The 20,585-nt window shown below is 38.3% G+C and carries 16 protein-coding genes, 1 CRISPR repeat array and 1 other annotated feature; of the genes, 2 read left to right on the top strand and 14 right to left on the bottom strand.

Going from position 1 to position 20,585, the window contains the following annotated elements; translation table 11 throughout:
• Positions 1-93: 93 nt before the first annotated feature.
• The 4 genes from EO125_RS08450 to EO125_RS08435 all read right to left on the bottom strand — a co-directional run bounded on the left by EO125_RS08450 (position 94) and on the right by EO125_RS08435 (position 6,026).
• Positions 94-2,460, bottom strand: coding sequence for an ATP-dependent RecD-like DNA helicase (locus EO125_RS08450; RefSeq protein WP_127148509.1), 2,367 nt, complete (start codon positions 2,458-2,460; stop codon positions 94-96).
• Positions 2,457-2,756, bottom strand: a complete 300-nt coding sequence (locus EO125_RS08445; protein WP_127148508.1) for a hypothetical protein — start codon at positions 2,754-2,756, stop codon at positions 2,457-2,459. The genes EO125_RS08450 and EO125_RS08445 overlap by 4 nt, the downstream gene beginning before the upstream one ends.
• Positions 2,757-2,874: 118 nt before the next feature.
• Entirely contained in the window at positions 2,875-5,664 is a 2,790-nt protein-coding gene (locus EO125_RS08440) for a TM1812 family CRISPR-associated protein (protein ID WP_127148507.1), read from the bottom strand.
• A gap of 11 nt (positions 5,665-5,675) precedes the next feature.
• Positions 5,676-6,026, bottom strand: coding sequence for a CRISPR-associated protein (locus EO125_RS08435; RefSeq protein ID WP_127148506.1), 351 nt, complete (start codon positions 6,024-6,026; stop codon positions 5,676-5,678).
• Between the two features lie 281 nt (positions 6,027-6,307).
• On the opposite strand from EO125_RS08435, the gene EO125_RS08430 reads away from it, so the two are divergent.
• The gene (locus EO125_RS08430) at positions 6,308-7,171 is read left to right on the top strand and encodes an RluA family pseudouridine synthase (RefSeq protein ID WP_127148505.1); all 864 of its coding nucleotides are present in this window, start codon (positions 6,308-6,310) and stop codon (positions 7,169-7,171) included.
• A 177-nt stretch (positions 7,172-7,348) separates the two neighbouring features.
• Here EO125_RS08430 and EO125_RS08425 read toward each other — a convergent pair whose 3' ends face one another.
• The 3 genes from EO125_RS08425 to fba all read right to left on the bottom strand — a co-directional run bounded on the left by EO125_RS08425 (position 7,349) and on the right by fba (position 9,090).
• Positions 7,349-7,657: a type II toxin-antitoxin system RelE/ParE family toxin gene (locus EO125_RS08425; protein ID WP_127148504.1), complete on the bottom strand. Its 309-nt coding sequence runs from the start codon at positions 7,655-7,657 to the stop codon at positions 7,349-7,351.
• A gap of 1 nt (position 7,658) precedes the next feature.
• Positions 7,659-7,841 (bottom strand): hypothetical protein, encoded by a 183-nt coding sequence (locus EO125_RS08420; protein WP_127148503.1) that lies wholly within the window; start codon positions 7,839-7,841, stop codon positions 7,659-7,661.
• Between the two features lie 319 nt (positions 7,842-8,160).
• Complete coding sequence (gene fba / locus EO125_RS08410) at positions 8,161-9,090, bottom strand: class II fructose-1,6-bisphosphate aldolase (RefSeq protein ID WP_127148502.1); 930 nt, start codon at positions 9,088-9,090, stop codon at positions 8,161-8,163.
• 251 nt (positions 9,091-9,341) lie between these two features.
• Between fba and EO125_RS08405 the strand changes: the two genes are divergently transcribed.
• Positions 9,342-10,898: a polysaccharide biosynthesis protein gene (locus EO125_RS08405; protein ID WP_127148501.1), complete on the top strand. Its 1,557-nt coding sequence runs from the start codon at positions 9,342-9,344 to the stop codon at positions 10,896-10,898.
• Between the two features lie 343 nt (positions 10,899-11,241).
• Here EO125_RS08405 and EO125_RS08400 read toward each other — a convergent pair whose 3' ends face one another.
• From EO125_RS08400 to cas1, 7 genes are all read right to left on the bottom strand, one after another.
• Positions 11,242-12,840 (bottom strand): YadA-like family protein, encoded by a 1,599-nt coding sequence (locus EO125_RS08400; RefSeq protein ID WP_240630458.1) that lies wholly within the window; start codon positions 12,838-12,840, stop codon positions 11,242-11,244.
• Positions 12,841-13,143: 303 nt separating this feature from the next.
• Entirely contained in the window at positions 13,144-13,494 is a 351-nt protein-coding gene (gene rplT, locus EO125_RS08395) for a 50S ribosomal protein L20 (protein ID WP_126939044.1), read from the bottom strand.
• Positions 13,495-13,541: 47 nt separating this feature from the next.
• Positions 13,542-13,739, bottom strand: a complete 198-nt coding sequence (gene rpmI, locus EO125_RS08390) for a 50S ribosomal protein L35 (protein ID WP_009354135.1) — start codon at positions 13,737-13,739, stop codon at positions 13,542-13,544.
• An 11-nt stretch (positions 13,740-13,750) separates the two neighbouring features.
• Entirely contained in the window at positions 13,751-14,275 is a 525-nt protein-coding gene (gene infC / locus EO125_RS08385) for a translation initiation factor IF-3 (RefSeq protein ID WP_009354125.1), read from the bottom strand.
• A 5-nt stretch (positions 14,276-14,280) separates the two neighbouring features.
• Positions 14,281-14,390 (bottom strand) — a sequence feature (ribosomal protein L20 leader region).
• A gap of 33 nt (positions 14,391-14,423) precedes the next feature.
• Entirely contained in the window at positions 14,424-16,565 is a 2,142-nt protein-coding gene (locus tag EO125_RS08380; RefSeq protein ID WP_127148500.1) for a hypothetical protein, read from the bottom strand.
• 110 nt (positions 16,566-16,675) lie between these two features.
• The gene (locus tag EO125_RS08375) at positions 16,676-18,184 is read right to left on the bottom strand and encodes a hypothetical protein (protein WP_127148499.1); all 1,509 of its coding nucleotides are present in this window, start codon (positions 18,182-18,184) and stop codon (positions 16,676-16,678) included.
• Positions 18,185-18,205: 21 nt separating this feature from the next.
• Positions 18,206-19,198 (bottom strand): CRISPR-associated endonuclease Cas1, encoded by a 993-nt coding sequence (gene cas1 / locus EO125_RS08370; RefSeq protein WP_127148498.1) that lies wholly within the window; start codon positions 19,196-19,198, stop codon positions 18,206-18,208.
• A 402-nt stretch (positions 19,199-19,600) separates the two neighbouring features.
• Positions 19,601-20,541: direct repeats of the CRISPR family, unit length 35 nt; unit sequence CTTTAGAATTACTTCCCCATTGCGGGGACTGAAAC.
• Positions 20,542-20,585: the final 44 nt, after the last annotated feature.

Below are 20,585 nucleotides of genomic sequence, written 5' to 3'. Positions count from 1 at the left end.
TAGACATTTGTATACCTCATTATACTCCTAAACGTTGAAATTAGCTAGCTATAAACATAAGTTATATAAAATACGAATGTACGTTATACTTTATTACCTAACGATACATACTGTAACTTCATCTCGGAAGGCACTATCTTTACAGCCAGGCACATAAGGTAATATATTGGTAATCAATCCTTTTCCATTGTAGAAAATATTTAGTATTGCACTTTGATGAGATCTTGTAAATGTCACTCGTAAACAATATTGCATGGATTCAATTCCCGCAATATATATTTGTGTTGACCCTAACTTTTCCTCTATACGCTGCATATATTCTTTTAAGAAATATTCATGTTCCGGTGGATAGGAGAAAGTATCCACTATACTAGTTGCTTCTTGGCTAGCTACTTGAATCTCTATAGGTTCTCTATCAACGGTTTCCATAGTTGCCATTCGATGTATTGCCACGGGTTCCTCTTGCGCTATAGTAGACTTTCCTATTAGTGTGGCTAGTCGATCTACCACCGTCCAATCCGAAATTGAGTCTATGTGGTTCACTCTTGAAATTTTTTCTTTACCATTATAATACACAGATATTCTACTTTCTCGATCGTTTACTTTCAACGTAACAATAACTTGGTACGCATGGTCGATGACAGATGTAATCATACATGGAATATCACCTAGTGCACATACCATATGTTTAACGATTTGCTGCGCTTGTGAACCCATACTATTCCAGTCACATGTTAGTTTGGACTCTATCATGTTCTCTGTCATTCCTACCGACTGCAATTTCTTTTCATGAATAGTTTCTACTATATTCGTTTCTAACGGCGTAAAATCTGATTGTAACATAGGTGGTATCGTTTGAGCAGGCTGAGCATTGGCTTGCATATACGTTTTTATATTCCCATCCATTGTAAGGTGGCTAGGTAAATCGACTAAGTATAACTTGTTCGAGCTTCGTGTAACACCTGTGTAAAGCCATTGAAAGGTTTCTCGATTACGATATCCACGTTTTAAGTTACAATCTAAAAAAACAGTATCCCACTCACTGCCTTGCGCCTTATGACAGGTGATAGCATAACCATATTTAACTTGCAAAGCATTAATGTATTTGTCTGTTAAAAATAATTCTTGCAATTTTTGTTTATATTCACTTTTACTACCTTCCTTAGCTTCTTTAAGAGCTGCAGCATTTCGGATTTTAAAGTCCTTGTTCAGTGCTTTTAACTCCAACTTTGATAGACATCGTTCATTTGATGTTAGCAAGCTTTCCATAATGAATACGCGATGAGTGTTAGCATTAAATTCAATCGTCGCCTCTCTAAAACACAATCGTACGTTTTCATTCTCCATCATAACATTTCGTACTATTTGCTGTCCCACCTCAGTAACTTTAACAAAGTCTCCATTCATCAAAAGTTCATCACCAATGGTAACATTTTTTACCACTAGCAAACGATCATCTTTTGTAATTTCTTGTTGATGTGGAAATAGTTGCTCTCTAATTAATCGATTAAACACATCAACTGAAGCATTTGAATATGCAATAAGTATCACTTTATCTAATCCATCTTTACAAACATGGTTCATATAGGTATGGATAAAGTCTTTATACTGAATTTTTTTCACATCCTCAGGGTATTCTTCAAGCCTTAATTCATTAAATCTATTTAATTCTATTTTCTCTCTCAAATAGGTGGCCACCTTCAATACACCACTATCTGCATTTTGTCGAACTACCGATCGCAATGCATACGTCTGTATAGCATCATTTGTTTTTAAGTACGGACATTCTTCATAAATACTATCTGGCTTTAATGCTGGAGAATAATTCATCCCTACAGGAGGTAATTGATAGCTATCACCAATAAAAATTATCTTTCGTTTATTTTCTTTATAGTTGAGATTGATAAACTCTAATAAATCATTTAACAGTTTCCCTGAACCAAATTGAACGGTTTCATTACCAACTTCTTGGCATCCGATTAAAGAACTTTCATCAACAATATATACTGTATTCATATCATCTTCATTAAACAGTAATCGAAAATGCGCAACTAAATCTGGTTCTCCTACTACCTGAGCCTCTAAAAAGTCATCCTTAATTTGACGTTTTTTCTCTTCTACTTCTTCCAACTCTTTAAACTTATAAATATGTTTATGAATGGTAGTCGCCTCATAACCACTTTTCTTAGTCAATACTTTAGCAGCCTTACCTGTTGGCGCTATTAAAGAAATCTGTCTTTTCTTACTAAATAAATACCCAGCTACACCTTGCATCAAAAACGTTTTACCAGAGCCCGCACAGCCTTGCAAGATGAAAACACTTTTTGAGTCATCATTTAAAAAGTTAGAAATAGAACGTAATGCAGCCTGCTGATCAGCATTTAGTTCAAATCCAATATAATTAGATAATAAATTTTTATATTCTTTTTCCAAATCTGAATGATTTTTATTTGGTATCATACTCCCTGTTCCCTCACCGATGCATTTCCAATATCTTTTAATTCATACATTACTGTAATATGTTCCCAATGTTTTGCCTCAATGGCATAAATTAAGTTTTCAATTTTAGAAATCGATCCTTCTTCTTCCAATCTCGCATGGATATATCGTACAGCCGATTCATTGGTTTGAATACAGTCTACTTCTTGACCATCAATAATATTTGTATATTGCTTGTGCACAAAATTATCTTGTTTTTCAGTTTTTTTATCTTGAATCAATATCGGACTGAGAAATAGAACCACAGAGTGTTTCATGTGTATTTCCTTTCTTTATGATAGTATTCTTTGTTAAAAAGACTATAAGCAGAATAGGCAATCCGCTTATAGCCTTTATAAACTTTCATTAAAGAATTATACTTTTTTATTGCGTTACCTATACGTCATCATTATTTTCTTCAACAGCGTTTAAGTATTTTTCTATTGTACGGATACTTCGGCCTATTAATACCTTTATATCTTTCCTTGTTATATCAATATTTCTCTTTTCTCGAGCATGAACGGAGTCATTACGAATCAATTTCAAAGTATTATATGGGTATAATACTGTTCGCAAGATCAACAATGTTAATGTGTCCCTGCCCCATATATCTAGCTTTGTTGCTTTTCCTCCTACAGCTTGAGGTATGAGTTGTACAAACTTATCAGCAATATCTTCTGCGTCATCTCGATTAGTTCCATTAATGGATTCAATAAGTTTTAAAATAGCTTCAGCATCATATCTAAACTCTTCCTTATTTCCAATAAATGCCGACATAACCCCCTGATTAATCTGTAAACTTCCCTTTGCAATCAATGATTCAATATCATCAACTTTTGCATATTTATCTAAAGATGTAATCGCCTTACTTAACTTAGGAGCCCCTTCAATAATTGTTTCATTTATAACTCTAGGAAGTATGACTTCACAAATTTCATCTCCGCCAAAGCCAGAATCTTTCAAATATTCTTTTCTAATTTTAAACAAATTCCCTGAAGTTAGACCCAAAAGATACTCTTTAATATCCTCGATAGATTTCTGTAACAAGTCTACACAGTCTATCTTATTTAAAGCGTCATTTATATCTTTTAGTGTCTTATAATAGGTAGATTCACCAGTACTTTTTTTACCTAACTCAATTTTTAGTTGCTCTTCTATCTTTTCAGCTATAATCTCTTCTATTTTTTTCTTTAAATACAAATATCCAAATAATAGCTCCAACTTGGAAAGTATTTTTTTAGACTCTTCATTTTTTGTAATTTGATATACAGGTGCTTCCCTAATAATTTTATTAAGTTCATCCACTACTTTAACATCTTTGCTTTTCTTTAATTCACGTTCATTCTCTCTAATTATATCCATTAAACTATCTAAAGTATCAACACACACATTTCTTAACTCTTCAGGGTTAGAAAATAATTGTATGATCCACTTCCAGTTTCGTTTAAATTCCTCCTCTTTTAACACAGATAATTCCCATGTTATATGTTTACTATTAAAGTTTAGATTGACCTTTTTATCCTGTAACTCTTTTTTAAATGCAATTTTTATATTTTCAAAAAAAACATCAATATTTTCTTTGTCTATTTGAATATTTGGATTTTTCTCCCATTTTTCAGGAACACGTCGACTATAATTAGTTAGTGCTTCCTTACAAAACATTTTATCTTCAGTAACTTCTTGTGAAGCCTGCTTTTCCCTTGTGCTCTCTATATTCCCTGTATATTGATTTAGCAACCAGTAGAAGAATTTATATTCAGATTTCCCTGCTCTATATTTTTTTCTTAAATCATCTTTAGTTGATTCATAGAATATTTCCGATAGTTTATTTCCTAATGTTAATCCTTTGTTTCCCCGTTTTACCTTAGAAAACATTTTTCGCTGTATAGTCCTCTTCTTTTTTCTTATGAATCCCAAAATTCCTTTGGTATTATCTGCATCAAATAAGATATCCGGTACCATTTCTACATATAAGGTTAATGCTTGCTGTATAAAGTTATGCTCTAAACACCATTTAATATAATCTAGACGAGTCTTAGGATGCCAAACTAAATCATATTCTCTTTTTATTTTTGGTGAAAACACTTTTAAAAGTCGTAAGTTGCGATTTTCTATATATCTACCTAGTTCTATCTCTTCTCCTTCTATAGGATCTGGTATATCTTCAATTTCTACATCATCTAGTGCTCCCCAAGCTTTTTTTATTTGTTCAACAGCAGCCTGAAACTCTTTTTGATTGGATATGGTAATTGCCTCAGCAAAGCCTTCTACTGAATCAACAATAGCTTGGATTATTTCTCTATATTTTGGCTCATAAGTAGTCTCTAAGCAAAATTTCAAGGCATTTTCAAAATACATCTTCAATTCTTGAGCACTACCAAATTGAATAAATTCATGGATTCCATTAATAAAGTTTTGCGTATTTATCACTTGTGTTAAATCATCAACCTTTATTGTTTTAGGGGTCCCTTTCTCATCACGTGCCATTTGCGCATATAAAAACTTATCTATTTCAATTCCTCTTTTTTCCAATACATTTAATACAAATAATAAATATACTGGAATCGTTCTGAATCCACCTGTAATATCTACATACACATGTACATTTTTATTCGGGTCTTTTTTTATTTCTTCTATATAGTCAATAATATTATTAATCATATTAAAGATGTTTGGCACATTGCTTTCAATTCCCTTTGTTTCATCTTTAATATGAATATTTTTGATTTTCAAATCAGAACAAAACGGTTTATCCTTCATCGCATATCTGTAAATCGTTTGCATTCTAGCATCAATAAATTCTTTGTGATTTATAAATTCAGTTCTCTTAACACCCTCTAAATATTGATATACTAGAGTGTCATCTTTTAATGTATAGGTTTTTAATATTTCATTTTCACTTTCATCTAACTCAACCTTAGTTACATCGTCTGTAGTAAATGTAAATACCTGGTCAAGATGATTCAATATTGGTCTACTTCCATCTTTTTTAGGTAACAGTAAATATTTTAATACTGTTTCACTTGTAATCAATGCTTTATCCATAAAAGAACATTCGCTATCATCTTCATAGATTGGAGATTTCAAGTCTTCTAAATTATGATCCAATGATTCCAACGAAGTTAATGAGCCATTAATACTACTATACGCTGTTAATAAGATATTATACTCTTGTCTCTCTGCCATCTTTCTTCTCCTTAAAACTCACGAAATTGCACAAAGTTAAACTCAACTTGTTTTGTTTTTCCATCTTCCAATGTCTTAACAAGTCGCTCGCTGGTTGCTGCTACTGCTTTTACGTTATGCCCTTTTAAAAAATCAACCATCTTATACGTATAGGTGAACTCTCCTTGCACCATAACAACCGACGGCTTCTCTTGCAAAATCCTTTCACCGTTTAGGTTCACCATCTCTTGCACTTCGTCTGATGTGTGATTAGGATTTACCGATGGAAATGGCATATCCACGATAGTTCCATAAGACTCCGCTTCTTTTCGTTGTGCTTCATCCCATTGTTCACTCGGATGGTTACTGTGATTAATAAACATATTCAATCCCCCTTACTGCAAAATATTCTTTAATTATATATTAATGTATTTACCTATAATTTACTAGCAAAATTTCATTTAATGCATTATACCTATCTATGAAAGTTATACAAATCCTTACCTTTGCTCTTTGCTACAACGATGGTTGTCGTCCATTATATTCTACCTCCACATCGGCTAATTCCCTCATGCTTGTCCTACATATTTAAGTGTCTTCTCTTCTATGATATGATAAAATATATCTTTTAATACTTCTAACTCATTACCTAATAAGGACTATTATGCAACCGATTTTACAATTTACACTATCTACAACCCATTCTCCCTGCTCCATGAACCAAGCGATTCGCGAGCAAAAGGTGTCGCAAGCTATGCGCCGTCGTCTTCGTCGTGAGGGTTCGTTCCTTGTGAATGAAAGTCCTGCCTCTTGGGATACGTTGCTACATCCCGGCGACTCTGTGGCGGTCCACTTAACTAAAACGTCCCACATCGAACCCACGCCCATGGACCTAGACATCGTCTTCGCGGATGACCATCTGTTGGTCATTAACAAACCTACGGGCATGCTTATGCACCCCACTTCCTCTGAAAGATACCACACACTCGCCAATGGTGTATTAGCTTATTTTCAACAGCATGCTATGAATGCAAGCTTTCACCCCATCCATCGCTTAGATAAAGATACATCTGGTCTCGTTATTATTGCTAAGAATGCCTTGGTTCAGCACGCTTTCACTAAGCAACACACCCGTATCCAAAAGGTATACGATGCCATCACTGATGGTATCATTCCTGTGAGTCACTTATCTATTCATTTCCCTATCGCTCGCCTAGAGGGTAGCATTATTGAACGTTGTGCTCATCCATTAGGGCAAGCTGCCCATACAGATATTACTGTGGTTCAGCGATACCCCCATCATACTCATGTGCGTTGCTATCTGCACACGGGCCGGACTCACCAAATACGTGTCCACCTTAGCGCCCTAGGATATCCACTAGCTGGGGATGATCTCTATGGTGGTTCCTTAACGTGGCAAACTAAACAATGCTTGCATGCCTCAGAGCTGTATTTCATCCATCCCATGACACAAAAGTGGATAACATTGCAGGCTCCCTTACCAGACTATTTTAGACAAATTCCTTAAAATGCCCTTTTCCTTGTTAACAAATATTGTTTGCGGTAGTATCTTATTAATACAGTATATCGAAAAGCGAGAAGCTATATGAGAGCGGTGATTCCCATCGACGATATACATACTAACGTAACTAAAGGACTGTATAACATGCCTAGGCATGTTATACAGTCCTTTTAATTTGCTTATTTATAAAATTCCTATGACATTCCAATTATCTCTATAAATGCCAATAATTATAACTTCTTTTTTATCTTCATCAATATAATAATAAATTGCATATTTTTTTATCAAGTGTCTATAAGGTCCAGGAAACTCTATCGGATCAAATATCCGATTTCTATATGGAAAGACTTCCAAAGAATCAATTGCTTTTTCAATATTTATTAAGATATTTTTTGCCGCTATCGGGTTATATAATATATTAGCTATATAATGAACTATATCTTCTAATTGCTTTTTAACTCCCATATTGATTCGCACTCGATAGTTTCCCATATTAAACCTCTGCTAACAGTCCTTTAATGACTTCACGAGCATCAACCGTTTCTTCATTGCCACTAATACTATCTTGATAGCTTTTACGCAAACTTTGATACAATTCTTTTTTCGTTAATTGTTGTAACGCTTCTGGTCTTTCCATCCTTACACTAAGGTTATATTTTCTCTCAGCGACATCCATACTATCACCTCACTTACTGGAACGATACAATATAAGCCACTTTCATTATACACCATTTTTACATAATTAGTAATAATCGATGTACTTCTTCTCGTATCAGAGTTAATCCCATCTCCGTCAACCCGCCTACGTCTCCATCTCCCATCATTTGTATATATGCCCCCCATTTCTTTAGGTATGATAATCGGAGGTATATTCTGTTGCAAACAGGAATGAACGATGAAAGCTCGCCCTGTTCTACCATTGCCGTCAAAAAAAGGATGTATTCTTTCAAAAAAACTGACACACCCTAAGGGTATGTCAGCTTTCTAAAATCAATTTAAATTTTGTTGTTGCAACCTAATACATTTTTAATTTTATGTTGTACCATTGCTTGAATCGCTTCACGGCCTGGTCCCAAGTATTTACGAGGGTCAAACTCGGCAGGATTAGTTGTTAACACTTCACGGATACTTGCTGTCATAGCTAAGCGCAAGTCTGTATCGATGTTAATTTTGCACACTGCCATTGTGGCTGCTTTACGAAGCATATCTTCAGGTACACCTTGCGCACCCGGGATAGCACCACCAAAGGAGTTACATTTTTCTACGAATGCTTGTGGTACAGAGGATGCACCATGCAATACGATTGGGAAGTTCGGTAACAATTCGCCTACACGTTGTAAACGGTCAAAGTCTAAGTATGGAGTGCCTTTAAATTTATACGCCCCATGGCTTGTGCCGATAGCAATGGCTAAAGAATCTACGCCAGTTAAGCGAACGAACTCAGCTGCTTCCTCTGGGTCTGTGAAGAGCGCATCTTTTTCGCTAACGTTTACGTCATCTTCCACGCCAGCAAGACGACCTAATTCGCCTTCTACCACAACACCATGTTTGTGCGCATATTCTACTACACGAGCAGTCAATTCTACATTCTTTTCAAAAGGGTGTTTAGAACCATCAATCATAACGGAAGTAAAGCCGCTGTCGATGCAATCTTTACAGATTTCAAAGTCATCACCATGATCCAAATGCAAAGCAATAGGAAGATCCGTATCGATTAAAGCTGCTTCCACCAATTTTGTTAAATACACAGGTTTAGCATATTTACGAGCCCCTGCAGATACTTGCAAGATCAATGGAGCTTGCTCTACCTTTGCCGCATCCACAATCCCTTGGATAATTTCCATGTCGTTTACATTGAACGCACCAATGGCATAGCCGCCAGCATAGGCTTTCTCAAACATCTCTTTCGTAGATACTAATGGCATAATTGGCCTCCTTGTGGTATATATACATACACTATTAATGATTATATAACACTATTATTATACAGTATCTAGGGGGTCCTATTCAATATGAACCTAGACCATATCACTGAATCGCTCATGGTGACATCATACTATATCCATATAATTTAAAGTGTCTTTGCCATATCTAATTGAGAGACAACCTATTCTATGGTACAATTAAAAGTAAGTCTTTATCAGATTCAGTAGAATCTTTCAGTATAGGAGATATCATGGTTAATCGATTTTTACAGGGTACGCTCATCTTGACGATTGCGGGATTTGTGGTGAAAGCTATTGGTAGCTTGAACTGGATTTTCTTATCCCGTGTTCTCAGCGGTGAGGGTATCGGTATCTACCAAATGGCATTTCCAGCGTACTTATTGGCGCTGCAGCTATCCAGCGCAGGAATCCCTATTGCCATTTCTATTATGACCGCGGAAAAATTAGCAAAACACGATTTACTGGGAGCCAAAAAAGTATTTTCCATTTCATTTAAAATGCTATTCGTTCTCGGTCTATTATTCAGTATCGCCGTGTATGGTTCTGCACAATGGCTTATTGACATCAACTTCATTACAGACCCTAGGGCATACTATTCATTAATCGCCTTGTCACCTGCGGTATTCTTTGTCACCCTCATTTCTTGCTATCGAGGCTACTTACAAGGTTGGCAAATGATGACACCTACAGCGATTAGCCAAATTGTAGAACAATTACTACGTGTTGTAGTCATGCTCGGTGCAGCGTATATCTTGCTTCCTTATGGATTGGATGTAGCTGCTGGTGGTGCGAGTCTGGGCGCTGGTATCGGCGCAGTCGGCGCCTTAGTGGTACTCATGTACTATTATTATCGCCTACCAAAACGATTAGATGAACCGATGGCGATATCAGAACCACCTGAAAGTTCCAAGTCCATCATTCGTCGTTTAATCAACTTGTCCATTCCTATCGCCTTGGCCAGCATGATGTTACCTATCGTAGCCATGCTCGATGTAGCCATCATTCCACGGCGATTGATTGATATCGGATATCCACTACACGAAGCTACAGAACTCTACGGCTATTTATCTGGTATGGCAGTGCCTCTCATCAATCTAGCTACTATTATTACCGCAGCCATTGCAACAAGCATTGTGCCAGCCATTTCCAACGCTGTATCCATTAAGGATATCAAACAAGTCTACTATCGTACAGCTGGATCCATGCGACTAACCTTTGTGGCAACCATTCCTTTCACGGTGATGCTATACATTTTGGCAGAACCAGTAGTATCCACCATTTATAACGCACCACGTGCAGCAGAAGCCACACAAATCTTAGCCTGGGCCATCTTCTTCTTAGGGCTACACCAAGTGACAACTGGCATCCTACAAGGCTTAGGAAAACCACGGATTCCCGTTATTAATATGGGTATCGCAGCCATTGTGAAAGTCATCTTAAACTGGGAATTAACGGCCATTCCTGTACTAGGTATTGGTGGTGCTGCCTACGCAACAGTAGCAGACATCGGATTTGCTGCCCTATTGAACCTCATTTGGATTCACCGTCACACTAGATACTTTATCGACCTTATCTTATTGGGTAAAAACATCATCTCCGCCTCCATCATGGGCGTAGCTATGTACTATTTCTATCCACTCTTACAAGGCAGTATCCCTACCTTCTTTAACATTATGATCACCGCCATCATAGGTGCGCTTATCTATATAGCTATCATGATTGTACTGAAAGGATTAAATAAAAACGATGGTGCTCGACTACCTGTGATTGGTCGATTCTTTAAATAATTAAATACGTCATTACGTAACATGCCTTTATTGTATAGTGAAAGCTATCCAGAAAAGGCATGTTTATTTTTTTACTACTACTTTATCATTCTCTCCTACCTCGATGTATCTACATACGCATCTATGCACTTCTATAACACCGAGTAGCCCTACATACCGTATATAAAATGAGAGCCATACCCTAAGATACAGCTCTCATACAACTACTATTCTTTTTATCTATAGCTATCAACTTATACGCAAAGGGGATCCCCCTATTTTCACACCATTACAAAATATGTGAAAAGTGTAGGATTGATTACACCTGATACACATAAGCCAATACATACCTAGAGTATGACAATTAACGTCTTCCTTGCTCTAATTCTAGAATACGGCGTTCTAATTGTGCGATTCTAGCATCAGTAGAAGCATCTACTGTTTTCTTAGTTTCAGGTCCTACTTTGATACTAAATCCACCATTAAAGCCTTGATTTCCTTTTCCAATCACAGCCCCTAGATTCCACTGTAGGTTTTGATTTGGTCTGTAGAAGGCACCTAATGCTGTGGCAGATTGTCCATGGTAATGTCCAAACCCTACAGCTAAGCCCAGACCCGTTTCTCCTTCACTGAAATTAGGTTGTAAGGCTGCTAGTGCATAACTGGACGCCGTTCCTTGATTCACAGAAGTTTCTAAATTCGCCCCTGTAGATTGTAATTGCCCCAAAGCAGTTTCCAATTGACCAACCGTCACTGCATCATGAGCATCCACACCATCTGCGACCTTCACTAAGCGATTGTATTTAGCTTCTGTATATTTTGTTTCTGTAATGGTCGGTGTTTTTTCATAATCAGGCACGGTTTTTTTTGCACCTAAATGTGTAGTCACTTCTTTATCAGGATATTTAACAGTATATCCTGATACATCACCAGCATCATGACCAAACGCAATTGTACCTTCTACTGTAGCCACACTTTCATGCCCTACTGCTGTACCATATTTAACTAAAGATCCTGCTTTGTGTCCAATTGCTACACTACTTTCAGCCTTAGCACCTGTAAAACCACCACCAATTGATGTAGAGGCTACCCCAAGAGTTAATCCCTTAGTCCCACCTACGATAGTACTGCCATTTCCTACGGTCATCGCATCACGGGCCCCAGCAATAGTTGCATATTCACCATTCGCTACATTTTTATGTGTCAAATACCTACTACCAGTAAATTCACGGCCACCTCCGCCTAGTACTGCAGCACCTACACCAACAGATTCATTTTTACTACCACCAAATACAGTAGACCACATGCCAGCACCCGTATTGCCTAAACCACCAACAAGAGTACTTCCAAATCCATCTGCATTATTAATCGAGCCACCCATAACAGAACCAATCTCACCACCGGCATTGTTACCACGACCACCAGAAATAGAGCTATATTTCCCATAGGTACCGTGTTGTGTACCACCAGAAATTGAGGAGGCTTCCCCATAGGCAATATTATCTTCACCACCACTGATAGTTGCATAATTACCAACTAATCCTCCATGGGCCTCAATCTGGTTTTTATGTCCCCCTAAAATAGATCCATTATTAATCTCTTCATGAACTATATTTTTATAGCCACCTACAATGGTGGTATGCGGGCCTTCTGCAGTATTTTTACTGCCACCCACTACAACACTATTCTCACCTTCTGCCACATTAGGCTCTCCAGCTTTACCACCGCCCACTACAACACTACCATCACCTGGTGCTGTATTTTCAGTGGTAAGACCGCCTAATACTTGACCAGCCGCATCCACTGTGACTGGTGTCACCAGTACCACAGTTCCCACTGTTAATGCCAACACACATGCTGCTACAGCAGAACTAAAGCTTCTTACCCCCCCCATTTTTTGAGAGTAGTTCTCAAGGATGTCGGTTTCTACCATCTTTGTTACAGACGTACATCTTTTTTTCATTCTGTCTTCCCTTTCCTATAGACATAGAAAGTACTGCGCCCACAGATACTTTCAAACATATCTCATGAACAAATATCACCATTGTACATGCGTTCATGAGATTAAAGCATAAAACAACCCAATTATACCCTATTTATCCTTAATATGACAGACCTTTTGATTATGAAATATAGTTATGATAAAGAATAATTTTACAAAAACCATTATAAATAAACACTATGAATAAAGTGCATAAAAAAAGAACAGCCCTAAGGGACTGTCCTTCTATTCACAACCTATCGTATAGGTTAGTATCTATTTGTCTTACGCGTTTTTAGCGATTTCCACTAATTTTGCGAATGCAGCTGCATCATGTACTGCCAAGTCAGCCAACATTTTACGGTTGATTTCTACACCAGCTTTAGTTAAACCAGCGATGAAACGGCTGTAGGATAAACCATTGATACGGCTTGCTGCATTGATACGAGCGATCCATAATTTACGGAACTCACGTTTTTTAGCACGACGGTCACGACGAGCATAGTATAATGCTTTCATTACGGATTCGTTTGCTTTTTTGAATAAGCGAGAACGTGTACCGCGGTAACCTTTAGCTAATTTTAAGATTTTTTTATGACGTGCATGCGCTGTTACGCCTGTTTTTACTCTTGCCATTATTGTATTCCTCCAATATCGTTATATGTTACTAAAATATTTGCATCTTATGCATATGGTAAGCATTTTACTACACGTTTGTAGTCAGATTTGCTAACCAATGTTGCTTTGCGAAGATTACGTTTACGTGCTGGAGATTTTTTCTCTAAAATATGGCTTTTGAAAGCTTTTGCACGTTTGAATTCACCACTACCTGTTACTTGGAAACGTTTAGCCGCTGCGCGACGAGTTTTAATCTTTGGCATTATTCTTCCTCCTAATTACCTTTTTTAGCTAAAATCATTGTCATGTTTCGGCCTTCTAGTTTCGCTTCTTTTTCAACAACCGCTTGGTCAGTTAATTCACCAGCAAAACGAGTCAGCACATTAAGCCCCAATTCTGGGTGGCTCAATTCACGACCGCGAAACATGATCGTTACCTTAACTTTATTACCATCACCTAAGAATTTAGCTGCATTTTTAAGTTTTACATAAAAATCATGATCTTCGATGTGAGGACGAAGCTTAACTTCTTTCAATGTGAAAGTTTTTTGCTTCTTCTTTGCTTCTTTTTCGCGTTTTTGTTGCTCATAACGGTATTTACCATAGTTCATAATACGACAAACTGGTGGTTTACCATTAGGTGCTACTTCTACTAGATCTAAATGTTGTTCTTCTGCCATAGCTAAGGCATCACGAACAGACATAATACCTAACTGATCATTATCTGCACTTACGACACGAACTTCACGAGCACGAATCTCTTCATTAATACGCGGTGTATCTTTGCTAATACTAGTCACCTCCAAAGGGATAAAAAAATCGGATGGCACAAGGCCATCCGAGCATAGTTTGTAACTATCTGTACCCAACATTTCATGACATTAGGTGAGAAGCGGATGGCTTCTACTTGTTAATACTCAATTAGTATACGCTATTACACTGGGAATGTCAAGGGGATTCATCGGTTTCGTTCATATATTGAAGATCAACAATGTCTAGTAACTTCCAATATGTATCATATTTATGTTTACCATAACACTTCAAAGCTGTTCCTTCCACTATAACGCCCGTAGCTAACGAATGTTCATCTACCAATTGCTGGCTAATTTTTATACACGCTCCTGGATGTTTCTCGCTCTCTAAGCAGCTATACTCATTCCATTTCAGTTCAGCACTATATTCCATATAGTCAGCATCATTGTCATCGTCGTCATTATTATAATAGTCGTTACGGTCATTATAATATTTATAGCTACTATCTATTGTAACACGACCACGTACAGTTACCTTTATTTCTTCTAGCTCTGGTTCTGGCAATATCTCTATCTTATGAATGGCTGTTTTTCTACTATAATTAGGTCCATTATAGCGTGTATAAGAGACTTTTACATCTGTATATATTTTTACCGCATTAGCAGATGCATCGCGTAAGTATACCATATCTCCATGTTTTGTTCTAATATGCGCTACATCCTTGGATTCATTAATATACTCCACTACACCAGGTTCCATAGCCAAGAAGTCCTCAACTGAATCCGACTCTTCTATCACCAGAACTCTAGCTTTCTCACAATTCCTAGCATCCCTATACCATTCTAACTTAGCACGTACAAACTTCCCTTCTTCAAAGGTAATCCCATCTAGTTCTGCCTTCGTTACTGCTACTTCGATAGGCACCTCACCATCTTCCAAATCAAAGGCTATTTTATAGAACTTTCTCGTATTATGGGTGAAAGTTCCCAGCATCATGCCTGTATTCCATTCGACAGAATCATATAAATGGGTAAGAATTTTATTTTTATGCTGTCTATAAAATGCTCGATTCTCTTGACCTGCCACATCAGCTATGTACCAAGGAGATTGACTAAGTTTCACAGCTTCCTCATAGCTTTTCTTGCCCACTTCACCCTGGCTCGCTATAACTTCTGCCACCTCGATACTTGATTCTGTTACGAAATTTTCTTTCACCAATAATCTAGCCAGTTTTAATTTTAAAGGTGCTCCATATTTTACTGGTGGCTTGCATAACAAGGCTTTACAGTAGGCAGAGGCTGCCAGAGATGCATCTTCCACAAGATATGTATCTCCTAAGGCACTCCAAGTCCAATACTCTTTGCCTTTCTGCTCAATCATAGCTAGTACACACTTACGAGCCTCAGCATATTCCTTATGTGCCATCCATACTTTTGCTCGATTCCAAGTAATTACCCATTTCTCATCATCGTCTAGTCTATATTCATGACCCTTTATAGATTCACAAACTTCCTGTATTAAGTTCGTGTCATTGCAAATAAGTAAATACCTTAACACAACTTTCGCCATTTTCCCATACATAGAGGGCCAACGAGCAGACCCTTTTTGTGGTGTATTCGATATACGTTCTTTACGTTCTCCTGTATAGGCATCGTAAGGAAGGTTCTCTTCCATAGTCGCCAAATAATACTGCCCTACATTCAGATCTCCTTGCTCATCTTCTAACTTGCTAATATGGTTCCATATATGTTGATCGTAAAATGCACGGGTTTTGCCTGGCAATTCAAAGTACGCATCTACATAACCTTTCACAGGTCTTGCTTTTGGTTTTGGTTTCTGTGCTTCTTCTTTCACCACATTGAATAGAGTTTGGCAATATAAGCGTTCCATATTTTCATTAGATTGGTCTGCTTTGTATGCGTCACGTGCTAGAGATGCCGCTTCTTTGTATCGTTTGGCTTTCACCAATCTCTCTATCTGTTGGTATCCGCGGTCACAGAGACGAAGGGATTTATTTTTGTTATTTTCAAATACCTCGTCACCCTCTACTTGTAAATTCCGCAATGCCGACACATAGGTACTAATTTGATCATCATGACCACCTTCTACATCACGTTTAATCAAGGACATCAGTACATATCCGTAGGCCTTTATATCCCAGTCGCTTAGATTGGGTTGCTCCATCAAACGCAACGCCTTCGTATAGGCTTCGTCTAGCTTGCCTGCTTTACGCAAATCAAATACCTCTTTATACATTACCTCTGGCTTTTCATCTGTTGCCCCTTGGTATCTATCCATAACAAATCCAAATGGATTTCTTTCCTCTGTATCTCTCATCTCAATCTCCTTAGTTCTCTCACAGCCATAGCCATATACTTGTATTGTAATGGCTATAAATTACCTTGTCATATACTTTTTACGCAATTTGCTAACCATATTGCCCCTATTTAGGTGCTCACCCAATAACTCATCTGATTAGGGCTAATGATATCTAACACGGTCTCTACAAACTCTAGACTGGTCGACTTTGACTCCAATGGAATGGCGCGCGTCATCTGCCCCAACCGATTATAATAAAGGTTAAACACCGCCACTTCACGCCCTTTAGCAAAGGTGGTTCGAATATGGAATTGACCTTGCTCCATGCGCACGATTCGAATTGCCTGTGGACTCAGCTCTTCCTCAATCCACTTCATGTACACTTTTATCCCTCCCACTGGACCTTTCGGATAGGTGAAAGTATCCACTGCTGAATCAACTGCTTCACCTATAGGAATCATTCTATCTAAGTATGCAGTTCTTGTGCCTACCATATCCCGTGATGTAGATTGGCTAGTGTCATATCTTGTGGGACTTTCAGGTGCTACAAAGATAGAACATCCCTCTAACCCCATGATAATCACATCTAGTTCCTCGTCGAGGGTCGATTCCTGTGGTAGCACACGAGAGACCTTGCCATTTTTCTTGTAATACACCATATATGACCCGTAGCCAGCATCGCCTTGGACGGTGAAAACAATCTGGTAATCGTGCTCTACAATGTGTGAAATCGTGTAATATCGTGCTCCTAGCATACGCACCAATAAGCGACAGAATGCTTGCCCCGTTTCACGCATACAGTGCCACGGTGTGAGCACACGGCGTTGTACAAAGTTGTCATCAAGAAAGTCATCTACCGGTACTTCCTTGGAGTCGTCCACGGCCTGTAACTCTTGTACAATTGTAGGGGAAACTTGTGGTGTAACGCTTTCTCCTGTCGCCTGCGCCACTTGTGTGGTAGAAGATACCATCTGTGCTTCACGGATGGCTGTTCCTATCATAGCTTGTACCTCTCGAATACATTGCTCTGTCGACTCTCCCTCATAGAGCATACTATCTTGTCGTAACACCTCAATCCCTTCTGAACGATATTCTCGATTGCATTCCTTCCGTTCCTCTGGTGTCATCGTATACGATATACTGCTATGCACCTTTTTCATCTCGCCTTGAATCCGATATAATTCTTTCTGCACATCGATGGGTGCCACTGGTTCTGGAGATTCTGAAAGCATAGGAAATACATACGGCGGATACTCTCTTTCACAATCTACAAATAGTTTAAAGAGCCATCGACCTAGCAAGTAAGCATCTTTCATCCCCCGTTTCGTATGCCAGCCCAATAGATGTTGTACTGCACCTTGCATCGTCATGTCCCCATATAGCTGTAACAAGCGCAGTTTATTCACAATCTCCTTTGGCACACTGTCCACAAAATCCGATTGTGATACACGCACTTCTAAGGTCTCACCCTCTTGTTTCGGCAGATTTAATTCATCATACAAATAATTGACAAAGGCTTCCCCGAAACACAATAACTTACCATAATACACCATTGCATCTTGATGCATCGCATTCTCCGCCTCTTGGCCTAATACCTGTAACATAGGATACTTCTCTTGTAATAATGAAAAATTCATGCTATTTCTCCTATTTCTAACTTAATACATCTCAAATGATAAATACATAGGAACCGTATTATTCGTCATGGCCGATGCGTAAGAACGACATTGACGTTGGATGGAATCACGATACGAATAAGGTTCTCCCCAATACTGATGGGTGGAGCGTAACTTTTTATTATACTGATACAGTAAAATCTTTCGCCCCTCTTTCGTTAAATAACAACCATGCTCCACGGTATGGAAATGGTCTGGGGTAATCATATTCCGTGAGATAAGACTCAAACAGAGGGCATCTACAATCGGTGCACGCCACTCCTCCATCAAATCTGATACCAACGCAGCATGCCCCCTTCGGATGGCATGCATATGCCCTACATAAGGATGAAGTCCCACATGCATGACAGCTCCTAGCACTTCGTTGAATAACATACTATAGCCCAACCCCAGCATGGCGTTGAAAGGATCTTCTGGTGGACGTTTGCTACGCTTCGTGAAAGCAAAGGATTCTGGTACAATGCGCCCCACCGCCTCAAAATAACTGCGACTCACGCTCCCTTCAAAGCCACGCAACTGATTCACCGAATGAGCCGTACTAATCTTTGGCAACAACATGTTGATCTCCGCAATCTTAGCTTTTACAATGTCATCCATGTCCTTACGATGGTGTCTCTTTAACAGAGTCATCTGGTTTCTAGCCTTGGCAAGAATCATCACCTTTGAAATTTGCAAAGAAAAGTCGAAATCTTGTGCTCGTTGAAATTGCAGCATATGTTTTTCAATATCTATCGAATCTGGTCCCCACAACGATCCATAGTAGTGCCCATAATTGGATATCCACGTAATCGGTATGGACTGTAACATGCATTCCGTCAGCACTTGTGAAGAAACCGTTACAGAGTGCAAGACGGTAATATCTTCTACGGTCTCGATTGGTAACTTTTGCACTATTTCCTCACCCAACTCTACGACGAAATATCCCCCACTCTTACGAATCTTAGCAGCTGGTTCTGTAATATATAGCGATGCCATGAATAGCCTCCTTTCTATTTGCTATATACCTTTCTTCAGAAATGACTTCTTCTGAAGTATCTATCATCAGTATACTCTTTTTTATATTTGTGCCATTATAAAAGTCCCGATAGTTAAGTTGATCAACCTTCTTGTGAAAAAACAAAAAATCCCTTGAAAGATTTCCCAAAGTATGATATAGTCCTACATAGATAAGATTTGCGAACTATTTTATAAAAACATTTATAAAGTGAGCTATTTTACGAAAAAATTCTAAAGAAAATCAAAATCTCAGCCGACCCAGTGGCCATGCGGTCTCAGAGCTGCTTTTGAAATGTAGTGCTAATGCTTTTTTTCAAAGTTGCGATCTCAGTCGGAAAGTGCATTTTGAGAGGCTTGGTTATGCGGTTTCTAAGGGGTGGCCTTTAGAATTACTTCCCCATTGCGGGGACTGAAACCAACTGTTTTATTGTTGACCTCTATAGCTATCTTCTTTAGAATTACTTCCCCATTGCGGGGACTGAAACTTATATGCGTGCAATGAGGTTCTGTCGTAATATTCGACTTTAGAATTACTTCCCCATTGCGGGGACTGAAACGCTACATTAGATGCCTCATGTACTTCATTCTCATCCTTTAGAATTACTTCCCCATTGCGGGGACTGAAACTAATAGTCAATGAGTTAAAGAAAATTCCTTCTTGACTTTAGAATTACTTCCCCATTGCGGGGACTGAAACGGCAGTTTAATGACATGCCCAGGTCTTTAATTAACTTTAGAATTACTTCCCCATTGCGGGGACTGAAACTAAGACATGCCCAGGTCTTAGCTAGGAGACTAGACTTTAGAATTACTTCCCCATTGCGGGGACTGAAACGCACTGACGGCTTCTTTTTGCTCGGCTTTTAAGGCTTTAGAATTACTTCCCCATTGCGGGGACTGAAACATTAAATTTCTCTTTTATAAAACCTGGGCTATCTTCTTTAGAATTACTTCCCCATTGCGGGGACTGAAACGCAATTTCTTTTGCTGTAAGATAATGAAATTTAGCTTTAGAATTACTTCCCCATTGCGGGGACTGAAACGTAGAATGTATAGCCAGAGACATCTATATCTTTGAATATTTAGAATTACTTCCCCATTGCGGGGACTGAAACGTCCTCATAGTAGATATTCAACTGGGATAGATACCTTTAGAATTACTTCCCCATTGCGGGGACTGAAACGGAAATCCTCAACAGATGCGATAGGCACTTTATACTTTAGAATTACTTCCCCATTGCGGGGACTGAAACGTATAAGAATAGCGCATTATCGCCATATTCTTGACTTTAGAATTACTTCCCCATTGCGGGGACTGAAACTGAACTGTACGAGGAGTCTTCCCATAATTCTGGAACTTTAGAAT

This window comes from Veillonella sp. VA139 (assembly GCF_003992005.1).
Taxonomy (GTDB): domain Bacteria; phylum Bacillota; class Negativicutes; order Veillonellales; family Veillonellaceae; genus F0422.
Note: the sequence above shows the minus strand (reverse complement) of the source record. Positions and strands in the feature narration are given on the sequence as shown.